This is a genomic window from Streptomyces sp. NPDC002788, from assembly GCF_053592115.1.
On record NZ_JBSFVB010000020.1, the window covers coordinates 13,771 to 31,985 of the forward strand.

The 18,215-nt window shown below is 73.1% G+C and carries 20 protein-coding genes; 7 read left to right on the forward strand and 13 right to left on the reverse strand.

From position 1 onward, the window contains the following. Positions 1-121: 121 nt before the first annotated feature. The 3 genes from ACWD1U_RS30650 to ACWD1U_RS30660 all read left to right on the forward strand — a co-directional run bounded on the left by ACWD1U_RS30650 (position 122) and on the right by ACWD1U_RS30660 (position 3,370). A complete protein-coding gene (locus ACWD1U_RS30650; RefSeq protein WP_451112412.1) occupies positions 122-502 on the forward strand; it encodes a DoxX family protein in 381 nt (126 codons plus the stop codon). Further along, positions 499-966 carry a peroxiredoxin gene (locus ACWD1U_RS30655; protein ID WP_451112414.1) on the forward strand — a complete coding sequence of 156 codons (468 nt, stop codon included), beginning with the start codon at positions 499-501 and terminating at the stop codon, positions 964-966. Before ACWD1U_RS30650 ends, ACWD1U_RS30655 begins: the two co-directional genes overlap by 4 nt. A gap of 61 nt (positions 967-1,027) precedes the next feature. Further along, a complete protein-coding gene (locus ACWD1U_RS30660) occupies positions 1,028-3,370 on the forward strand; it encodes a SpoIIE family protein phosphatase (RefSeq protein WP_451112415.1) in 2,343 nt (780 codons plus the stop codon). A gap of 58 nt (positions 3,371-3,428) precedes the next feature. Here the strand turns inward: ACWD1U_RS30660 and ACWD1U_RS30665 are convergent, their stop codons facing one another. Continuing rightward, positions 3,429-4,034, reverse strand: coding sequence for a DNA polymerase ligase N-terminal domain-containing protein (locus ACWD1U_RS30665; protein ID WP_451112417.1), 606 nt, complete (start codon positions 4,032-4,034; stop codon positions 3,429-3,431). Positions 4,035-4,074: 40 nt separating this feature from the next. After that, positions 4,075-4,905 carry an aldo/keto reductase gene (locus ACWD1U_RS30670; RefSeq protein ID WP_451112419.1) on the reverse strand — a complete coding sequence of 277 codons (831 nt, stop codon included), beginning with the start codon at positions 4,903-4,905 and terminating at the stop codon, positions 4,075-4,077. Positions 4,906-4,961: 56 nt separating this feature from the next. Here ACWD1U_RS30670 and ACWD1U_RS30675 point away from each other — a divergent pair, with 56 nt between their 5' ends. Further along, positions 4,962-5,201 (forward strand): hypothetical protein, encoded by a 240-nt coding sequence (locus ACWD1U_RS30675; protein WP_451112421.1) that lies wholly within the window; start codon positions 4,962-4,964, stop codon positions 5,199-5,201. Between the two features lie 4 nt (positions 5,202-5,205). After that, a complete protein-coding gene (locus ACWD1U_RS30680; RefSeq protein ID WP_451112422.1) occupies positions 5,206-5,388 on the forward strand; it encodes a substrate-binding domain-containing protein in 183 nt (60 codons plus the stop codon). On the opposite strand, the gene ACWD1U_RS30685 is transcribed toward ACWD1U_RS30680, so the two are convergent. Next, positions 5,351-5,542 (reverse strand): GH32 C-terminal domain-containing protein, encoded by a 192-nt coding sequence (locus ACWD1U_RS30685; RefSeq protein WP_451112424.1) that lies wholly within the window; start codon positions 5,540-5,542, stop codon positions 5,351-5,353. The two genes, ACWD1U_RS30680 and ACWD1U_RS30685, sit on opposite strands and share 38 nt — an antisense overlap. A 274-nt stretch (positions 5,543-5,816) precedes the next feature. Between ACWD1U_RS30685 and ACWD1U_RS30690 the strand changes: the two genes are divergently transcribed. Beyond that, positions 5,817-6,791, forward strand: a complete 975-nt coding sequence (locus ACWD1U_RS30690; RefSeq protein ID WP_451112426.1) for a TauD/TfdA dioxygenase family protein — start codon at positions 5,817-5,819, stop codon at positions 6,789-6,791. 111 nt (positions 6,792-6,902) lie between these two features. Here ACWD1U_RS30690 and ACWD1U_RS30695 read toward each other — a convergent pair whose 3' ends face one another. From ACWD1U_RS30695 to ACWD1U_RS30710, 4 genes are all read right to left on the reverse strand, one after another. Further along, on the reverse strand, positions 6,903-8,408 hold the full coding sequence (locus tag ACWD1U_RS30695) for a metallophosphoesterase family protein (protein WP_451112428.1): 1,506 nt from the start codon (positions 8,406-8,408) through the stop codon (positions 6,903-6,905). A 47-nt stretch (positions 8,409-8,455) separates the two neighbouring features. Continuing rightward, positions 8,456-9,289 carry an MHYT domain-containing protein gene (locus tag ACWD1U_RS30700; protein ID WP_451112430.1) on the reverse strand — a complete coding sequence of 278 codons (834 nt, stop codon included), beginning with the start codon at positions 9,287-9,289 and terminating at the stop codon, positions 8,456-8,458. Between the two features lie 119 nt (positions 9,290-9,408). Next, positions 9,409-10,164, reverse strand: a complete 756-nt coding sequence (locus ACWD1U_RS30705) for a dienelactone hydrolase family protein (protein WP_451112431.1) — start codon at positions 10,162-10,164, stop codon at positions 9,409-9,411. A gap of 146 nt (positions 10,165-10,310) precedes the next feature. Further along, a complete protein-coding gene (locus ACWD1U_RS30710) occupies positions 10,311-10,931 on the reverse strand; it encodes an L-threonylcarbamoyladenylate synthase (RefSeq protein ID WP_451112432.1) in 621 nt (206 codons plus the stop codon). 138 nt (positions 10,932-11,069) lie between these two features. Here ACWD1U_RS30710 and ACWD1U_RS30715 point away from each other — a divergent pair, with 138 nt between their 5' ends. Next, positions 11,070-12,563, forward strand: a complete 1,494-nt coding sequence (locus tag ACWD1U_RS30715; protein WP_451112434.1) for a helix-turn-helix domain-containing protein — start codon at positions 11,070-11,072, stop codon at positions 12,561-12,563. Positions 12,564-12,793: 230 nt separating this feature from the next. Here ACWD1U_RS30715 and ACWD1U_RS30720 read toward each other — a convergent pair whose 3' ends face one another. From ACWD1U_RS30720 to ACWD1U_RS30745, 6 genes are read right to left on the reverse strand one after another with little or no spacing between them, the layout of a single operon-like run. Continuing rightward, positions 12,794-14,020: a cytochrome P450 family protein gene (locus ACWD1U_RS30720; protein WP_451112436.1), complete on the reverse strand. Its 1,227-nt coding sequence runs from the start codon at positions 14,018-14,020 to the stop codon at positions 12,794-12,796. Continuing rightward, entirely contained in the window at positions 14,017-15,255 is a 1,239-nt protein-coding gene (locus tag ACWD1U_RS30725; protein ID WP_451112437.1) for a cytochrome P450, read from the reverse strand. The genes ACWD1U_RS30720 and ACWD1U_RS30725 overlap by 4 nt, the downstream gene beginning before the upstream one ends. Continuing rightward, positions 15,252-15,878, reverse strand: coding sequence for a GTP-binding protein (locus ACWD1U_RS30730; protein ID WP_451112439.1), 627 nt, complete (start codon positions 15,876-15,878; stop codon positions 15,252-15,254). The genes ACWD1U_RS30725 and ACWD1U_RS30730 overlap by 4 nt, the downstream gene beginning before the upstream one ends. After that, positions 15,850-16,212, reverse strand: a complete 363-nt coding sequence (locus ACWD1U_RS30735) for a DUF742 domain-containing protein (RefSeq protein ID WP_451112441.1) — start codon at positions 16,210-16,212, stop codon at positions 15,850-15,852. The genes ACWD1U_RS30730 and ACWD1U_RS30735 overlap by 29 nt, the downstream gene beginning before the upstream one ends. After that, positions 16,209-16,631 carry a roadblock/LC7 domain-containing protein gene (locus ACWD1U_RS30740; protein WP_451112443.1) on the reverse strand — a complete coding sequence of 141 codons (423 nt, stop codon included), beginning with the start codon at positions 16,629-16,631 and terminating at the stop codon, positions 16,209-16,211. The genes ACWD1U_RS30735 and ACWD1U_RS30740 overlap by 4 nt, the downstream gene beginning before the upstream one ends. Beyond that, positions 16,628-18,211, reverse strand: a complete 1,584-nt coding sequence (locus tag ACWD1U_RS30745; protein WP_451112445.1) for an ATP-binding protein — start codon at positions 18,209-18,211, stop codon at positions 16,628-16,630. Before ACWD1U_RS30745 ends, ACWD1U_RS30740 begins: the two co-directional genes overlap by 4 nt. Positions 18,212-18,215: the final 4 nt, after the last annotated feature.

Below are 18,215 nucleotides of genomic sequence, written 5' to 3' on the forward strand. Positions count from 1 at the left end.
ATGTCTTCCGCCGGTCCCCCGGCTACACGCCGGGCGTCCACCACAGGCGCTCCGGGGACCGGAGAACGTGACCTGGCTACCGTCCAGTAATATCGCACCGCAGGTCATCTGAGGAGGAACCGTGCCCCGGTCCGAACGCTCGCCCCAGTTGCTCGCCGGCCTGCTGGCCACCGCGGGCGTCGCCCACTTCGCCGCCCCACGCCTGTTCGACGCGACCATCCCGCGCGGCCTCCCCGGCACGCCCAGGACCTGGACCTACGCCAGCGGCGTCGTCGAGCTCGCGCTGGCCGCGGGCCTCGCGCTGCCGCGTACCCGCAAGGCGGCCGCGCTGGCCACGGCCGCGTTCTTCGTCGGGGTGTTCCCCGCCAACGTGAAGATGGCCGCCGACTGGCGCCACCGCCCCGCGCCACAGAAGGCCGCGGCCTTCTGCCGCCTGCCCCTGCAGGTGCCCCTGGTCCTCTGGGCCCGCGGTGTCGCCCGCGACGCGGAGGGCCGGTCGTGACCGCGCGCCTGGAGGCAGGGGGCAGGGTGGAGGACTTCTCCCTGCCCGACGAGACGGGCACCGTCCGCAGCCTGTCCGGGCTGCTCGCCGAGGGCCCGGTCGTGCTCTTCTTCTACCCGGCCGCCCTGACCCCCGGCTGCACCGCCCAGGCCTGCCACTTCCGTGACCTCGCCGCCGAGTTCGCCGCCGTCGGCGCACGTCCGGTGGGCATCAGCGGCGACGCCGTCGAGCGGCAGCAGGAGTTCGCCGGACGGCACGGCCTCGGCATGCCGCTGCTGTCCGACGCCGACGGCACGGTCCGCGAACGGTTCGGCGTGAAGCGCGGCTTCTCCATGGCGCCCACCAAGCGGACCACGTTCGTCATAGCGCAGGACCGCACCGTCCTCGACGTCGTACGCAGCGAACTGCGCATGAACGCCCACGCCGACCGGGCGCTGGCGACGCTGCGCGTCCACCGGGCCTGACACTGCCACGAATGCTGCGCCGCGGTTGATAGGGGACGACAAAGGGATAATCCTGGACGACATGGAGGACGCCTCCGCTGCTGCGATCATCGACGCCCGCGGCATCATCACGGGGTGGAGCGAGGGTGCCCGGCTGCTGACCGGCTACCCGGCCGACGAGGTCGTGGGCCGGGCCGCACGGGAACTGCTCGCCGAGGCCGTGCCGCCCGATGCCGTGTCCGCGCGGTCGGGCACCGTCATGGTGCGGCACCGCGACGGATACCTCGTCGGGGTCCGGGTCAGAGCCTGCGCCGTGGCCGGCCGGCGCGGGGAGCCGGGCGGATATGTGATCACCGCCGCGCCGCCCGGCCGCGCGGAGACCTCTCTCGCGGGCCGCGCGTTCCAGCAGGCGTCCATGTCGATGTCGGTCTTCGACACCGATCAGCACTACCTGCGCCTCAACGACGCCGCCTGCCATGTGATGGGCGTGTCCGAGGAGACCCTGCTCGGCCGGCACTTCCCGGACACCGTGGAGGAGGCCGAGCACAGCCGCGGTTTCAACTGGCATCTCCGCCATGTCGTGGAGACGGGCCGACCACTGCGTTACGAGAGCTACACCGGCGCACCGGCGCTGAACCGGGAGCACGCCTGGGTCACCGAGATGTGGCCGGTCCGGGATGCCGCCGGCGAACTCCTGGGCACCGCCCTCGCCGCGTTCGACAGCACCGAGCAGTACTGGGCCCGGGAGCGGCTGGCCCTGCTGAACGAGGCCGCGGCCGCCATCGGCACCACCCTGGACGTGGTGCGCACGGCCGAGGAGCTCATCGGGATCGTGGTGCCCCGGTTCGCGGACTTCGCGAGCGTGGACCTGTTCGACTGGGTGCTGGGCGCGGACGAGCCGCCGGCGGTGTCGGCCGAGGAGATATCGCTGCGGCGGGTCGCCCACGGTTCCGTCACCGAGGGCACCCCGGAAGCGGCCGTGCATCTGGGAGAAGTGGATGTCTACCCCGCGTTCTCCCCGATCGCCCGGGCCATGCGGGAGGGCCGGGCCATCCTCAGCCAGGCAGGGGAGCCGGCGTTCATGCGCTGGGTCGCCGAGCGCAACTCCCGCGCCCCGCAAGGACGCCCCTACCGCAAGGGCGCCCACTCGATGATGGCCGTACCACTGCGGGCCCGCGGCACCACGCTGGGCGTCGCCGTGGCCGTACGCGTGGCGCAGCCGGACGACTACGCCGAGGACGACGCCGTGTTCGCCGAGGAACTCGCCAGCCGGGCCGCGGTCTGCGTCGACAACGCCCGCCGCTTCGCCCGGGAGCGCAGTACCGCCCTCGCCCTCCAGCACAGCCTGCTGCCGAGGGGACTGCCCGGCCAGGCCGCCGTGGAGGTCGCCCACCGCTATCTGCCCTCCGGCTCGGCGGCCGGCATCGGCGGCGACTGGTTCGACGTGATCCCGCTCTCGGGCAGCAGGGTCGCGCTGGTCGTCGGGGACGTCGTGGGCCACGGCATCCCCTCCTCGGCGACCATGGGCCGGCTGGTCACGGCCGTGCGCACCCTCGCCGACGTGGACCTGCCCCCGGACGAGCTCCTCACCCACCTGGACGACCTGGTCACGCACCTGGCGTCGGACGACCAGGGCGACGAGGTCGCGGAACTCGGGGCGACCTGCCTCTACGCCGTCTACGACCCCGTCACACGCCGCCTGAACCTGGCCGCCGCCGGGCACCCGGCCCCCGCCCTGGTGCTGCCCGACGGGTCCGCCCGGCTGATCCCCATGAGCGCGGGGCCCCCACTGGGCGTCGGAGGGCTGCCGTTCGAGGCGACGGAGCTCCAGCTGCCCGAGGGCTCCGTCGTCGCCCTCTACACCGACGGACTCATCGAGGACCGCGACCGCGACGTCGACCATGCCACCGATGAGCTGTGCCGCGCTCTGACCGTGCCCGCCGACTCACTGGACGCCCTGTGCGACACCGTGCTGAAGGGCGTACTGCCGGAGGAGCCCAGCGACGATGTGGCGCTGCTCCTGGCACGCACCCGGGCGCTGGGCGCCGACCAGGTCGCCACCTGGGACGTCGTACCGGACCCCGCGCAGGTGGCCGTCACCCGTCAGGCCGCCACCGACCAGCTCACCGCCTGGGGGCTGGACGAGACGGCCTTCGTCACCGAACTCGTCGTCAGCGAACTGGTCACCAACGCCATCCGGTACGGCGCCCCGCCCATCCAGCTCCGCCTGATCCGTGATCAGACACTCATCTGCGAGGTCTCGGACGGCAGCTCGACCTCCCCGCACCTGCGGCGGGCACACCAGGACGACGAGGGGGGACGCGGACTGCTGCTGGTCGCCCAGCTCACCCAGCGCTGGGGCAGCCGGCAGACCACCCGGGGCAAGACGATCTGGTGCGAGCAGTCACTCACGCCGCTGTTCTGACCGGGACCCTCAGGCGGCCGGGTGCCCGGCGGGCGTCTCGCGCCCGGTCCCGCGGCTTCTACTCCTCGGCCGCGTCCGAGGCGACCTGGGCGAGGGTGCGGCCGGACCTGGCCGAACGGGCCCGGCGCGGATCGGGGGCGCCGTGCGTACGGGCCCGGCCTCCGGCGCGCTTCACCAGCAGCCAGGCCTCCTCGCCGTCGCCGCCGCGGAACCGGGTGAGGGCGTACTCTCCGCGCAGCTTGGAGCCGTCCAGGCGGAACGTGGCATGCCCGCGCTCCAGCGACTCCGCGAAGTCCACCGGCCGCCCCTTGCGGTCGTGGCTCAGCGGCTCGTACGTGCCGTGGTCCCAGACGATCACCGTGCCGCCGCCGTACTCGCCGCGGGGGATGACGCCCTCGAACTCCTCGTACTCCAGCGGATGGTCCTCCGTGGGGACGGCCAGCCGCTTGTCCTTCGGGTCCGCCGAGGGGCCCTTGGGAACCGACCAGGACTTCAGGACGTCGTCCACCTGCAGCCGGAAGTCGAAGTGCATGGTGCTCGCGTCGTGGATCTGCACCACGAAACGGGGTTCGTCGCCCGGGGACGCCCCGCTGCCCGAGGGCTCACCGGTCCGGTCGAAGTCACGCTTGCCGCAGTAGTCCCGCAGCCGGTCCCGCTCAGCCACGTGCGGCTCCTTCCTGCCTCGCGCAGGTTCCGGGTACCCGTCAGAACTCCTCGTGCACCTCGGGGTCCCCGCCGACCCGCCGGTGTGCCCGGTCCGCGACGGCGGTCATCTCGGCCTCGCTCAGCTCGAAACCGAAGACGTCGAGGTTGGCGCGCTGCCGCTCGGGGTTCGCCGACTTCGGGATGGGCACCGCGCCCAGCTGCGTGTGCCAGCGCAGCACGACCTGCCCGGGCGTCACCCCGTGCGCCTCGGCGATGCGCGCCACGGAGGAGTCCTCCAGCAGGGACGTGCCCCGGCCCAGCGGGCTCCAGCTCTCCGTGAGGATGTTCCTGCCGGTGTGGAAGGCGCGCAGCTCTTCCTGCGGCAGGAAGGGGTGCAGCTCGATCTGGTTGACGGAGGGCAGCACCCCGGTCTCCTTCTCCAGCCGCTCGATGTGCCCGGCCATGAAGTTCGAGACGCCGATCGACCGCACGAGCCCGTCCTCGCGCAGCTTGATCATGGCCTTCCACGAGTCGACGTACCGGTCCACGCGCGGCAGCGGCCAGTGGATCAGATACAGATCCACGTACTCCAGGCCGAGGCGGGTCCGGGACTCCTCGAAGGAGGCGAGGGTCTCCTCGTAGCCGTGGTGCCGGCCCGGAAGCTTCGTCGTCACGACGATCTCCTCGCGCGGCACCACGCCGGAGGCGACGGCACGGCCGACCCCCGTCTCGTTGCGGTAGTTCGTCGCCGTGTCGATCAGCCGGTAGCCCGCCTCCAGGGCCGAGAGGACCGCCTGCTGCGCCTCGTCGTCGCCGAGTGGCCAGGTGCCGAGGCCGAGGGCGGGGAGCGTCGTACCGTCGTTGAGCGTGTGCGTCGGAATGCTGATCACGGTCGGACCTTCCCGTTGACTGTGTCGTCCTTCCAGCGTCACGGACAGGGTGGGCAATGATCAACCGGACGGGTGCGGGATCGAGGGCGGCGGACGGCGTGGGCGGTGCCGGGGAGAAGGCGGCGGGATCGGGGCGTCCCACCTCGCGGGACGTCGCCCGGCTCGCCGGCGTGTCGCACACCGCGGTGTCGTTCGTGTTCAACGGCCGCGCCCAGGGCAACCTCTCGCCCGCCACGACTCGCTGCCCGCCGTCGTCCCCGCCGAACGCGCCGGCGGCCGTACGGCGGCCCGGCTGAGCACATGGCCGCGTACCTCGCGCCGCCCCGCACCACCGTCGCGCTGCCCCACCGGGCGATCGGCGAGGCCGCCGCACGGCTCGTCCTCGACTCGATCGCCACCGGCCGGACGCCGCCCGCCACGGTGCGGCGCCTGGCCTGCCCGGTGATCAGCCGCGCGTCGGTGGGACCAGCTCCCAGCCCGTGACGGCCGCGCCGGGCGGCACGCTCAATCCTCTAGTGTCGTCGGTGCGCTGGTAGAGGCGCTCGGTGATCGTGGCCCGGTCGCCGACGAAGAGTTCGTACAGGGAGCCGTCGACGAGGACGCGAAGAATGAGTTCCGCCTGCGGCGGCACACGCACGACGACCGGTTCCGCCTACCCCGTACGGGGCCAGTCGCCCCCGGTCCAGCGTCACGGTGCCCTCGTCCGGGTCGAGGGAGACTGTCAGGCAGGCGCCCGAAGCCGAGCGCAGGAGACTCACGGTGGCCCGGCCGCGGGCGCCCTTTGACGAGTCAGGTCCGTCAGAGTCCGGGACTTCGAGGGTGGGGGGCACCGGTACGGTGTCGCCTCGGGCGGAGATCACTGTCACGATCCTCGGGAAGGAACGACCAGGTCCACGACCAGCGGAGCGCTCATGACGACGGACAGCCGGACGACGGACGAGGCGGAGCGGGAGGCCGGGGTGGAGGTGCGGCCGGTCGCCGGGTACATCGGGGCCGAGATCAGCGGGGTCGATCTGGCCGGCGAGCTCGATGACGCCGTGGTCGCCGCGATCAGGGCGGCGGTGCTGCGGTGGAAGGTGGTGTTCTTCCGGGAGCAGCGGCTGGATCACGCCGGGCACGTGGCGTTCGCACGGCGGTTCGGGGAGCCTGTCGTGCTGCCGCGGCGCGGCAAGGCCTCGCCGCCGGACGTTCCCGAGATCGAGACGACCGCCGACCGCCTGGAGTTGGGCGGGCGGTTCGGCATGGAGCACGACGAGTGGCTGCGGCGCCGTCGGCACACCCTGCTGCGCGGCTGGCACTGCGACCACGGCGCCCGCATCGACCCGCCCGCCGCGACGATCCTGCGCGCCGAGACCGTCCCGCCCTACGGCGGCGACACCACCTGGTCGAACCTCGCGGCGGCGTACGCCGGACTGTCCGCCCCGCTGCGGCAGTTCGTCGACGGGCTGCGGGCCGAGCACCGGCTCGGCGTCGGCTACCAGCCCCGGCCCGGCGACGACGCGTACGTCCGCCACCTGCTGGACCGTCAGGTCGCCTCGCTGCACCCCCTGGTGCGCGTCCACCCGGAGACGGGCGAGCGGATCCTGTACGTCAACGGCTACTACGTGGAGCAGATCGCCGGTCTCTCCCGGCCCGAGAGCAGCGTGATCACGGAGATGCTGCTGGAGCAGGCGGTACGGCCCGAGTACACCGTCCGGTTCCGCTGGGAGCCGGGCAGCGTGGCGTTCTGGGACAACCGCGCCACCATGCACCTGGCCCCCGGTGACACCGCCCACCTCGACCACCCGCGGATCATGCACCGGGTGATGCTCGCCGGGGACGTGCCCGTGGGGGTGGACGGCAAACCGTCGGAGCCGGTCACCGGGACCGCGCCCGGCCGCTGGTGAATCGCCCCGGTCGGGCGGGCCGGGCCGGCTGCGCGCCGCCTTCGGCGGCCGTTCAACGGCCTGCGTCCCCGCCCACCCGGCGGCAGTCCGTGCCGTCCCCGTCCCGGCGGGTCAGCGCAGCGGGATCGTCACCTCGTCCTCGACCGGCGGGGCGATCTCCTGGGCGCGGTTGCCGGTGGCGGCGTAGCAGCGCAGCCGGACCGACTCGGGGGAGACGTCCAGGCGCAGGAAGCACTTGAAGAACGGCGGGCTGTAGGTCGCCGAGCTCGGCGAGAACAGCGAGGTGTAGATCTTGCGCACGGGCAGCCGGAACCGCTTGGCCCGGTCGGGGCGGCGACCGGTGCCGAGCAGCCCGGCGACCAGCCGGACGCGCCAAGTCACGCGCGCCGAGGCGCCCGGGGCGCGCGCCGGCCTGATGCCGAGGCGCTCGGCGATCACGGCCGCCGCCTCGGCCTCGGTGAGGGTGAAGAAGCGGGGCATGCGCAGCCGGCGGCCGTAGAGCCGGCTGTAGAAGGCCAGGGAGTCGCCGCGCAGCGGATAGCAGCGGAAGTCCTGCTCGGAGACGTTCGCGACGTTGACGCGGGGGATGGTGTGGGTGGCGTGCATGAACGCCCCACCACCGCCCGCCACGACATACTGCAGGGTGCGCCCGTCGCTCAACCGGACCGGGTAGCGCTGGTAGTTGTGGATGTCACCGCCGATCGCCGCCACATAGTGGTGCGCGGGATCGCGGACGATGTCGTCGACCGTGCCGCCCCCTTCGACGGCGCACGGTTCGTGTCGGCCGTCCACATACAGGGGCGAGCCGGTGACCAGGATCTTCGGGCGGGACCCCTGGGAGACCTCGCGCAGCCAGGCGCCCTGCTCGGCGTCGACGGTACCGAGCAGTCCGGTGTCGATGCCTATGATCCGCACCGGCCCGGCGTCGATCGCCCAGTACGGCCCCGGCTGGACGGCCTGCTGAGCGGGAGCGGAGCGCAACTTGCGTGCCTCGGCGAGGTGTTGTTCGTCTGCCGGACGCGGCCGGTGCCACAGCAGGGACCGCAGCCAGGCCCGGGTGAGCGGACGTGGCCGGGGCTCGGGAGGCAGGGGCGGGGCGTCGTCGCAGAAGACGCGCATGAAGCCGCCGAGGTCCTCGTACCAGTCGTGGTTGCCGGGCACCGCGTAGATCGGCGCCCGGTAGTCCCGGTAGGGGCGGAAGAATTTTGGGCCGTAGTCGTCCGTGCTGCCCGCCGGGTAGATCACGTCACTGGCCAGCACGGCGAAGCGGGTGTCCTGACCGGTCTTCAGCAGCCCCGGTACGAGGGCGTACTGGGGGTCGTCGCCCTCGCCGGTGTCGCCGAGGACCAGGAACGAGAACCGGTCCGGGTCGTCGCGCCGGATCACTTTGTCGGCCGGGGCGCCGGTGGCCGCCCGCTGCGCCACCCAGCGGCTCCGGGTCCGGCCGGTGGGGTCCCCGAACCAGGAGGCCAGCACGCCGTTGCGCGCCACCCACAGCATCCTCGGGTTCAGCCAGGAGATCTTCTCCACCCTCGGCGGCATCAACTGCTGGTACGCGCCCTGTTCGGCGGTGCCCCAGCCGGCGCCCTCGGCGGTATCGCGTGAGGAGTCGGACACCGGTGCACCGTAACAACCGGTCGAGCAGTCGTCCGCTGGCGGGTTCCTCACCGCTCGCGGGTGCCTGCGGTCGCATCGCGCCACGAAGGACGCGAGGGGGCGACGGAGGCGGCGGACGGGGTGTCCGGCCGGGGCGAGGCGGTCCGTTCGCCCAGCACCAGCAGCGGATCGAACATCACCACGGCGCCGGCCAGCAGCAGGAAGACGACCGGTCCGAGCAGCATCGGCAACAACAGGGACATGGGGGAGTCACCGGCGAACGTCCCGGCCGTCATGTCGTGCACATGGACGCTGACGGCGGCCATCCCCGTGTAGTGCATCCCGGACACCGCCACCCCCATCACCAGACTCGCCCCGAGACTTGTCAGGAGGCCGCGGATCGTGACGGCCGCCCACAGCGCGGCGGTCGCGGCGCCGATGGCGATCAGCACGGACAGCGCGACGCCCACGAGGTCGTAGCCGATGTCGCCGTTCAGCCGCATCGCCGCCATGCCCAGGTAGTGCATGCAGGCCACGCCCAGACCCGTGACCACGCCCGCGACCGCCAGGGTGGCACGGCTCGTGCCGCGGCAACCGACGATGAACACGCCGACGCCGACCACGGCGACGGCCACGACGAGACTGAGCACCGTCGTCGCCGCGTCGTAGCGGACCCGGGTCTCCTCCACATGGAAGCCGATCATGGCGATGAAGTGCATCGTCCAGATACCGCACCCGATGGAGGCGGCACCTAACGCCAGCCAACCCGGCTTCCACCCTTGCGTGTTCAGCAGCGAGCGCACGATGCACCGCAGCCCCAGCGCCCCGCCCAGACAGGCCATCAGATAGGCAGCAACCGGGGTCACCGCACCGTAGCGGAACCCGTCGACCGTGCCGTCCATGAGCCAACTCCCCCCGAGCCGTGGCTGTGTTCAGCAAGGTCTACGCGCAGGGATCGCTGGAGAGCAAGCCCTTACCGTCGGTAGGCCTGCAACTCCCGTGCTCACCGGACCGATTGGGGTCAGAATGTGCGCTTCAGCAGGTCGAGCAGGGCCGACCAGTGACGCTCGGCGCCCTCCTCGTGGTACGACGCGGTGTCGGCCTGCGTGAAACCGTGGGGCGCGCCCGCGTACACCTCGCACCGGTGGCGGACGCCCGCCGCCGTCAGGGCCTCCGCCAGGCGGTCGATCTGCTCCTCGGGCAGCGAGGGGTCCTGGTCGGCGTGGCCGAAGTACAGCTCGGCGGTGACCTCGCCGGCCACCAGGTGCGGGCTGTCCGGCGTGTCCGTGGCCAGCCGCCCGCCGTGGAAGCCGGCCGCGGCCGCGATGCGCTCGGGGTAGGTGCCGGCGGTGAGCAGCGAGAGGCGGGCGCCCATGCAGTACCCGGTCAGCGCGACCGGACCGTCGGCCACGGCGGGCGACTCGGCCAGCCAGCGCAGGTAGGCACCGGCGTCCCGCATCGCCCGCTCGTTCGTCAGGGCCTGCATGACCGGCATGATCCGCTCGAATATCTCCGGACGCGCCCCCGGGTCGATGAACTCGGGCAGGTCGAACAGCGGGGCGCGGCCGGCCCGGTAGAACACGTTCGGCACCAGCACCGCGTAGCCCTCCGCGGCCAGCCGGTCGGCCATGGACCGCAGCTGCGGACGCAGGCCGAAAGCGTCCATGAAGAGCAGGACCGCCGGGTGGGCGGCCCCGTCGGCGGGATGGGCCAGATACGCGTCGGCGGTGCCGTCCTCGGTGCGGATGTCGACAGCGGTTCGCTGTACGGCGGTCATGACTGGGCTGCCTCTCTGCGGGGGTGGGGGCAAGGAACCCGTCCGCGTGACCGGGCGGATCACGGTCATCGTGGCACGCCCCTTCCCGGGGCAATTCGCCCACCCCCGCCCAGCGGCACATCCATGAACGGCCCTTGGCCTGTCCTTTACTCGAAGCGCGAGGTGTCCCCCGCGCCGTGCCGGATGATCTCGGCCTCGCCGCCGGAGAAGTCGATGACCGTCGTCGGCTCGGTGCCGCAGTCGCCGGAGTCGACCACCCCGTCGAGCACGTGGTCCAGCAGGTCCTTGATCTCCCAGCCCTGGGACATCGGCTCCTCTTCGCCGGGCAGCAGCAGGGTGCTGGACAGCAGCGGCTCACCGAGTTCGGCGAGCAGCGCCTGGGTGACGACATGGTCGGGGATGCGGACGCCGACGGTCTTCTTCTTGGGGTGCTGCAACATGCGCGGCACCTCCCGCGTCGCGGGCAGGATGAACGTGTAGCTGCCGGGCGTCGACGCCTTGATCGCGCGGAACACGTCGTTGTCGATCCGCACGAACTGGCCGAGCTGCGAGAAGTCCTGGCACACGAGGGTGAAGTGGTGCCGGTCGTCCAGCTTGCGGATCGCGCGGATCCGGTCGATGCCGTCACGGCTGCCCAGACGGCAGCCCAGTGCGTAACAGGAGTCCGTGGGGTAGGCGACAAGAGCGTCCGCGCGGATGCTGTCGGCGATCTGGCCGATGGTGCGCGGCTGGGGGTTGTCGGGGTGCACGTCGTAGTACTTCGCCATCCGCCGAGCTTATGCCGCGCGTGCGGGTCGGTGGCGCAGGGTGGGGTCTCCGGCCCGGGGGCGGATACCGGGGGCGTCTGCGGTAACGTCCCCGACCGGTGTGCCGGAGACGGTACGAGGAGCGAGGGGAAGGCCGAGGTGGCTGGCCGAGAGGGCGAGAACCGGCAGCGGGAGACAGCGAGCGGCGCGGACGGGGCGTGGGCGGAGGAACTGCTCGAGCATCTGCGCCCTGCCGGACGCGACGTCCGCAGAGTCGTCGCCTGGCTCTCCGGCGCCGTGCACGCGACGGTGGCCCTGCAGGACGCCGCCGGGAACCTCGTCGCCGGCAACCGGCTGCCGCTGGACGACGGCCTCGTCACGGACATCACCGCCGGCCGGATCGCCTCGGCCGCCTGGGAGAGCCGGGAGCGCCACCTGCGCCTGGTCAGGTTGGAGCATCCGTCCCAGACGTGCGTCCTGGCCGTCTCCCGCGAGACCCCCTTCGACCGGCGGGCCTCCGACGTCGTCACGCACACCGCCCAGGTGATCGAGCTGCTGCTGGCGGCACGCGAGTCGACCGCGGCCGGGCACCGGCTCCGCCGGGCCACCTCCGACCTGCGCCTGGCGATCCTGCAGCTGCTCATGGTCGAGGACACCATCGCCGCCCGCCGCGTCGCAGCCGGACTCTGGCCCGGACTGCTCGACGCCGACACGGCGTGCGTGTACGTCGTCGAGTCCGCGCCCGCCGTGCGCGACCGCATCGCCGAGGAGTGCCTGGACCGCACCCGGGAGGACGCCCTGGTCGTGCGCTGCCCGGCCATGGACGGCCATGTCATCGTCGTCAGTCCCCGGGACGCCACGGGCGACGCCCTGCGGTCCCTGGTCGGAGGGCACCCGGACCTCTTCCTCGGCGGCAGCGTCCGGCAGAGCCTCGCCCGGACCGCCACCGCCTACGGGCAGGCCGTCAGCGCCCTCGCCGTCGCGCGCTTCCGGCCCGACAAGACGGCCGTGTACGCCGAGCGCACGCACCCCGAGCGCCTGATGGACCCGGTGGCGCTGCGCGTCTGGACGGCGTCCGTGCTGCGCCCGCTCGACACTCTGCCGCACCACACCCGCGCCGAACTCCTCGCCACCAACCGGCTCGGTCTGGAGTTCACCGCCGTCAACGCCGCCAAGGTCCTCGGCGTCAGCCGCAACACGGTCCGTGCCCGCATGGAACGCGTCGAGGCCCTGCTCGGCACCGACTTCGCCGAGCTCACGGTACGCGCCGTCGTCCACCTGGCGGTCAATGCGCAGATCGGCCTGCCCGACGCCCAGTTCGCCGACGGCACCGGGGACTGCGGGCCGCGGCTCGCCGACCTGCTGTCCGGCCCCGCCGTCCGCACCTGGGCACAGAATCTGCTGGGCCGGCTGGACGCGGACGCCAGGAACCCACGCCGGACCCTGCGCACCTGGATCGCCGCCGGCGGTAACGCCGAACGGGCCGCGCAGGTCCTGGGCGTGCACGCGCAGACCGTGCGCGAACACGTCCGCAGCGCGGAACCCGTCCTGGAGCGCCAGCTGCTCGCCGGGGGCACCGACCTGTACGAGGTCGTGCTGGCCCACCTGGCCGTGGGCGACCTCGACCTGCCGGTCTTCCGGCCGCACGCCTGACGTTCTTCCTCCGGGACGAAAGGTCGGCCGGTTCGGGCAGGACGAATCCGGGCCATCCGGACGCGGCTGTGCACAGGTGAGCCCTGTTGAGCGTGCAACGGGCATCGGCACGATTCCCAAGGCCGCCGACGTGGACGTAGGTTCGACGCACTGCGGGGGCCCGACCGGAACGGGGGACCGGTCGCGCTCCCGCGAGCCGGCCCTGCGAGGTGTCGTACCTCCTGGTGGCTTCAGCCCCGCAGCCGCACCGGGATCTCCTGCCAGCCGAAGGCGATGAACGACGGCACCTGCCGCAGTCCCTCGGCGCCGGCGGCCAGGCCGAGGTCCGGGAACCGGTCGAAGAGCGCCGGTAGCGCGGTCAGCGCCTCCAGCCGGGCCAGCGGGGCGCCGATGCAGCGGTGGACGCCGATCCCGAACGACAGATGGTCGTCTGCGGCGCGGGTGGCGTCGAAGACGTCGGCGTCCGGCCCGTAGTGCTCGGGATCGAGCCCCGCGGCGGCGTACGTCGTGATGATGGCGTCGCCGGCCGGGATCGTGATGTCGCCGACGGTGAGGTCACCGACGGCGAACCGTAACGGCAACGACGCGATCGACGGGTGCGCGCGCAGCGTCTCGTCGACGACGGCGTCCCAGCCGATCTCCCCGGACCGCACGGCCGCCAGCTGCTCGGGGCGGCGCAGCAGGGCGACGACCGCGTTGCCGATCAGGTTCACGGTGGTCTCGAAACCGGCTCCGATGACCAGCAGCAGCGTGTACAGCAGCTCTTCGTCGCTGAGCCGGTCGCCGTCCTCGTCCCGGACCCGGATCAGCTCGCTTGTCATGTCGTCCCCGGGGTGCTCGGCCCGGTGCGCGATCAGCGCGGGCAGCACCGTCCCGATCTGCCGCTGCACGGACGCCGCGTGCTCCGGGCTCGGGTCGGAGGTGTCCATGATGGCCGCGATGAGCCGGCCGGTGTCCTCCCACAACTCCTCCGGCACGCCCATCAGTTCGCAGATCATCCGCATCGGCAGCGGATGGGCGAGCCGCTCCTTGATGTCCACGACCTCGCTGCCGGCGCCCTCCAGCGCGTCCAGCAGCTCCGTGGTGATGGCCTCCACCCGGGGCCGCATCGCCTCGGTGCGGCGGTGCGTGAAGCTGGGCGCGACCAGCTTGCGCAGCCGGGTGTGGTCCGCGCCGTAGGCGGAAAGCATGTTGACCACGCCCACCCAGCCCAGGATCCAGCCCCAGGACGGGTGCTCGCCGATCTCGGGCCACAGCCGCCAGTGCAGCCGCGGGTCCCTGCTGACCCGCGGGTCGAGGATGAGCTCCTTCAGCGTGTCGTACCGGGTGGGTGCCCAGGCGGGGATGCCGCCGGGCAGCTCCACGGGCACGATCGGGCCGAGGGCGCGCAGCCGGGCGCACTCGCCGGGGATGTCGGCGCCTGACGGGTCGAGAGCGATGCGGTCGGTGACGGTCACGGTCGTCCTCCTGGCTGGTCGGGGGAGCGGGGGCTGAAGCGGACGGGCAGCGCCGTCAGCGAGCGGTGGAACGGCCCGGGCCGCCAGGCCAGGCGCTCGCGCGGCAGCACGGGCTCGAGGTCGGGCAGCCACTGGGTGAGCTGTTCGATCGCCTCGGTGGCGATGAGCAGGGTGTGCTGCTTGACCGGACACGCGTGCGGGCCGGCCGACCAGGACAGGTGGGAGGCGTCGCCGGGATGGCGATCGGCGCCGCGCTCCTCCTCGGCGGCCTGCGCCAGCGCCCCGTAGGAGATCACCACCGGCACCGCGGCCCGGATCCACACACCGTGGAAGGTGACGGGTGTGCGGGCGTAGTGGATGCCGTAGTTGGCGAGCGGCGTCTCGTGGTGCAGGACCTCCAGCACCGCGTCCGTCACGGGGCGGGCGCCGCTGGTCAGCGTCGAGTAGTAGTCCGGGTTGCCGAGAATCCTGGACAGGGCGTTGGACACCAGGTTGGCCGTCGGCTCGTGCCCCGCGCCGAGGGTGAGGAACACCTGCCAGGTGACCTCCTCGGGGGTCAGCTCCGCCGGGTGGTCCAGCAGCCAGCTCGGCAGGTCCTCGCCGCGCCGCCGGGTCTTGGCCGCGATCAGCTCCAGCACGTACCCGCCGAACTCCGCCTCGCCCTCCGCGGCCTGCGCGCCTCCCTCGATCAGCTTGCCGAGGGCGGTGTGGAGCCGGTCGCTCGCGCCGTCCGGCAGCCCGAACAGGCTGTTGAACACCAGCGCCATCAGCGGCCGGGTGAACTCGCCGACCAGATCGGCCTCGCCGTGCGGCCCGAACCGGCTCACCAGCAGACGTACCGCCCGGTGCACCCGGGCGCGCAGATCGTGCGGCTCCACCAGGTCGAATGCGTCGATCAGCGAGGTGCGGTAGCGGATGTGGGCCGCGCCCTCGGCGAACAGGGTGTTGGGCCGCCAGCGCATCATGCCGAGCACCGGCGAGTCGTCGGGGACGGTCGCCTCCCACGGCCGCGGGTCGCGGGAGAACGTCTCCGTGTCGTGCAGCAGCTCCAGCGCCGCCCGCCGGTCCGTGACGACGTACGCCGGCACACCGGGCGCGAGTTCCGCCCAGCCGACCGGGCCCTGGGCGCGCAGGGCGGCGTAGGAGGGGCGGGGGTCGCGGGCGAAGCCGTCCTCCCACAGGCGGACGGGTGCCGCGAGGGAGAACGCCTGCTCGGCGGGGGAGGGTCGGGTCACCGGGGCTCCGGGGGGTGGTGGTCGATCAGGTGCTGCACCAGCGCGAGCAGGGCGTCGATCGAGGAGTCCGCCTCCCGCGCGTCGCAGGTCACCATCGGGGTGCCGGGCTCCAGGTCCAGGGCGGCGCGCAGCTGCTCGGGCGTGTGGTGGCGGGGCGCGTCCGGGAAGGTGTTGAAGGCGACCGCGTACGGCAGTCCGGATTCCTCCACCAGCCCGAGCACGTCGAACGAGGCGTCGATCCTTCGGGTGTCGATCAGCACGAGCGCGCCGAGCGCCCCGTAGGCGATGTCGTCCCAGAGTGTCCGGAACCGCTCCTGGCCGGGTGTGCCGAACAGGTACAGCACGATCCCGCCCGGCAGGCTGATCCGGCCGAAGTCGAGGGCGACCGTGGTGGTCGACTTGTCCCGCACGCCGGCGAGATCGTCCACCTGCGCGGACGCCTCGGTCAGCCGCTCCTCGGTGTGCAGCGGGCGGATCTCGGAGACGGAGCGGATCAGGGTGGTCTTGCCCACCCCGAAAGGCCCCGTGACCACGATCTTCACCAGGTCGCGGGCGATGTCGGGCAGGTGGATGTCCACGCCGCCGGGCGGGGCGTCAACGGTGCTTGAGGTCGCGGAGGCCATCGGCCACTCTCTTCAGCAGGTCGGGGTCGAAGCGCCGTGCGGGCGGGATCGGCGCGCGGGCCAGCACCAGATCGCGGTCGAGGAGATCGGCGGCCAGCACCAGCACCGCGGAGACCGGGAGCCGCAGCAGCGCCGCGGCCTCCAGTACCGTCAGCGACCCGTGCTCCAACTCCTCGAGCAGGGCCGCCTGGGCGGCGGGCAGATCGGCGGGAGCCGGCTCACCGCTGCCGGTGAGGACCGACAGCCGCTCCAGATGGGCGCGGCTGGGCCGCGCCACCCCGCCGGTCGACAGGTACGCGGGAACCAGGGGACGGCCGCCTCGGCGGCCGGTCATGCCGGCGTGCCGCCGTCGGCGCCCCGGGGCCCGGCGGCCATCGCCTTCTCGCCCAGCCGCGCCACCTGCGAATGCACCCGGTGGGCGAGCAGGTCCAGCCGCACCTCGGGATCGCCGTACGCCGCCACGCAGGTGCCGTGGTCCGTCGGCACGATGAGCACATAGCCGTGGTCCGACTCGATGACGACCTGCCGGACGTCGGCCCGGTCGGTGTCCGCGAACGCCGCCGCCGCGGTGCGGCAGGCGCCCTGCACGGTGCTGGTGATGGCCGCGACCCGCTCGGCCGACGGCTGCGACAGGGCGTCGGTGTACCCCGTCACCAGCCCGTCCCGGGTGAGCAGGACGGCCGCCACGACGTGCGGCACCTCCAGGACCGGTTCGAGCACCCATGCCGTGTCCCCCGCTGCGCGGCTGGTCATCCCGCCGTTCCCCCTTCGTGGTGATTGCTGTCGGTCTCGTCGGATGCCGCGCCGGCCGTGGTCGTGGCCGGCACATCCTCGGATACGGCTGGGACGGCGCCGGTGTTCGACGCGGCGGCGGAACGCGCGGCCGCCGTGCCGGACTGGAGGGCGCCGAGGGCGGCGGCGGACTCCTCGGGGCGCCTGCGCCGTACCGCCTGGGGCGCGGGTGCTCCAGCCGGAGCCGCGGTCCGGCCGCGGCGGCGCCGCTGAGGGAGGCCGCCGCCGCGCGGGCCGTGGTGGCCGGAGACCGGGGCGGAGGCGTCGTGGTCCTGTTCCGTGCCGTAGCCGTAGCCGTAGCCGTAGCCGTGGTCCTGGTCCGGGGCGGCGGTCCGGGGCCCGGGCCGCCGGGGCGCCGAGGCCGGCTCGGACGGGGCGGCCCCGTCGGACGTCGCGGCGGGGTCGGTCGAGTCCTGTCCCGGACCGGCGGACGGGACGGAGCCGATCGCCGGGGGCCGCACCGCCGCCTTGCGGGTCGACCGCGGGGCGCCGGCCGCCGGAGGCTGCTTCTCGGGGTCGATCCGCGTCAGCAGATGACTGTCGACCCGCAGCACCGCCCGCACCCCGCCGTACGGCGAGGGGGAGGACAGGTCCACGCTCAGGTCGAACTGCCGGGTGAGCCGGCCGACGGCCGCGAGCCCCATGCGCGGCGGGTCGCCGAGTTCGGTGAGCAGGATCGGCCCGGAACCGGCGACCGTCCGCTGGGCGCGAGCCCGTTCGTCCTGCGTCATGCCCAGCCCGGAGTCGTCCACGGTGACGCAGACGCCGCGGCGGACGGCTTCGAGGTTGACCACCACGTCGGTGTCGGGCGCGGAGTGCCGCAGCGCGTTGTCGAGCAGCTCGGCGACGATGATGGCGACGGGCTCCACGGCGTGGGACACCAGGGCGGTTCCGGCCTCCAGATGGTTGTGAACCCGGACGCGCCGGTAGCCCGCGAGCCGGGCCTGACCGCCCGTCACCGCGTCCACCACATGGGACTCCTGCCGGGCCAGCCCCACCCAGGCCCCGCACACCACCGCGGCGATCTGCGCGCGGCGCAGCGACTGCTCGTTCTCGTGGTCCAGCTCGAACAGGGTCTGCGCGAGTTCGGGGTCGTCGTAGCGCTGCTGCAGAGCGTGCAGGGCGTCCTGGAGCCGGTACAGCGCCGCCTGGATCTCCCGGGTGGCCCCGCGCATCCCGGCCTGCGCGGCGGCGTCGATCCGGGTGCGCTGTGCGGCCAGCTCGGTGTGCAGCCCCTGCAGCACCTGCTCCATGGCCAGTTCCAGGGGCGAACCGGCCAGTTGCGCGTTCAGCGGGCCGGGCACGACGACGTGCGGATGCGCGGCCTGCCGGGCCGCGGCGGGCACCCGCCGTGCCGCCAGATGTTCGACCTCGGCCGTGAACGCCCGTGAGGTGCCGTCCAGTTGCGCCCGCAGTGAGGCCGTTTTCGCGCGCTGCGCGATCAGTTGCCGGCGGGAGCGCAGCAGACCGCCGCCCAGGGCGAACGCGGACAGCGTGCCGACGGCGAGACCACCGACGACCAGGTCCGGTATGTCGATCATGAAG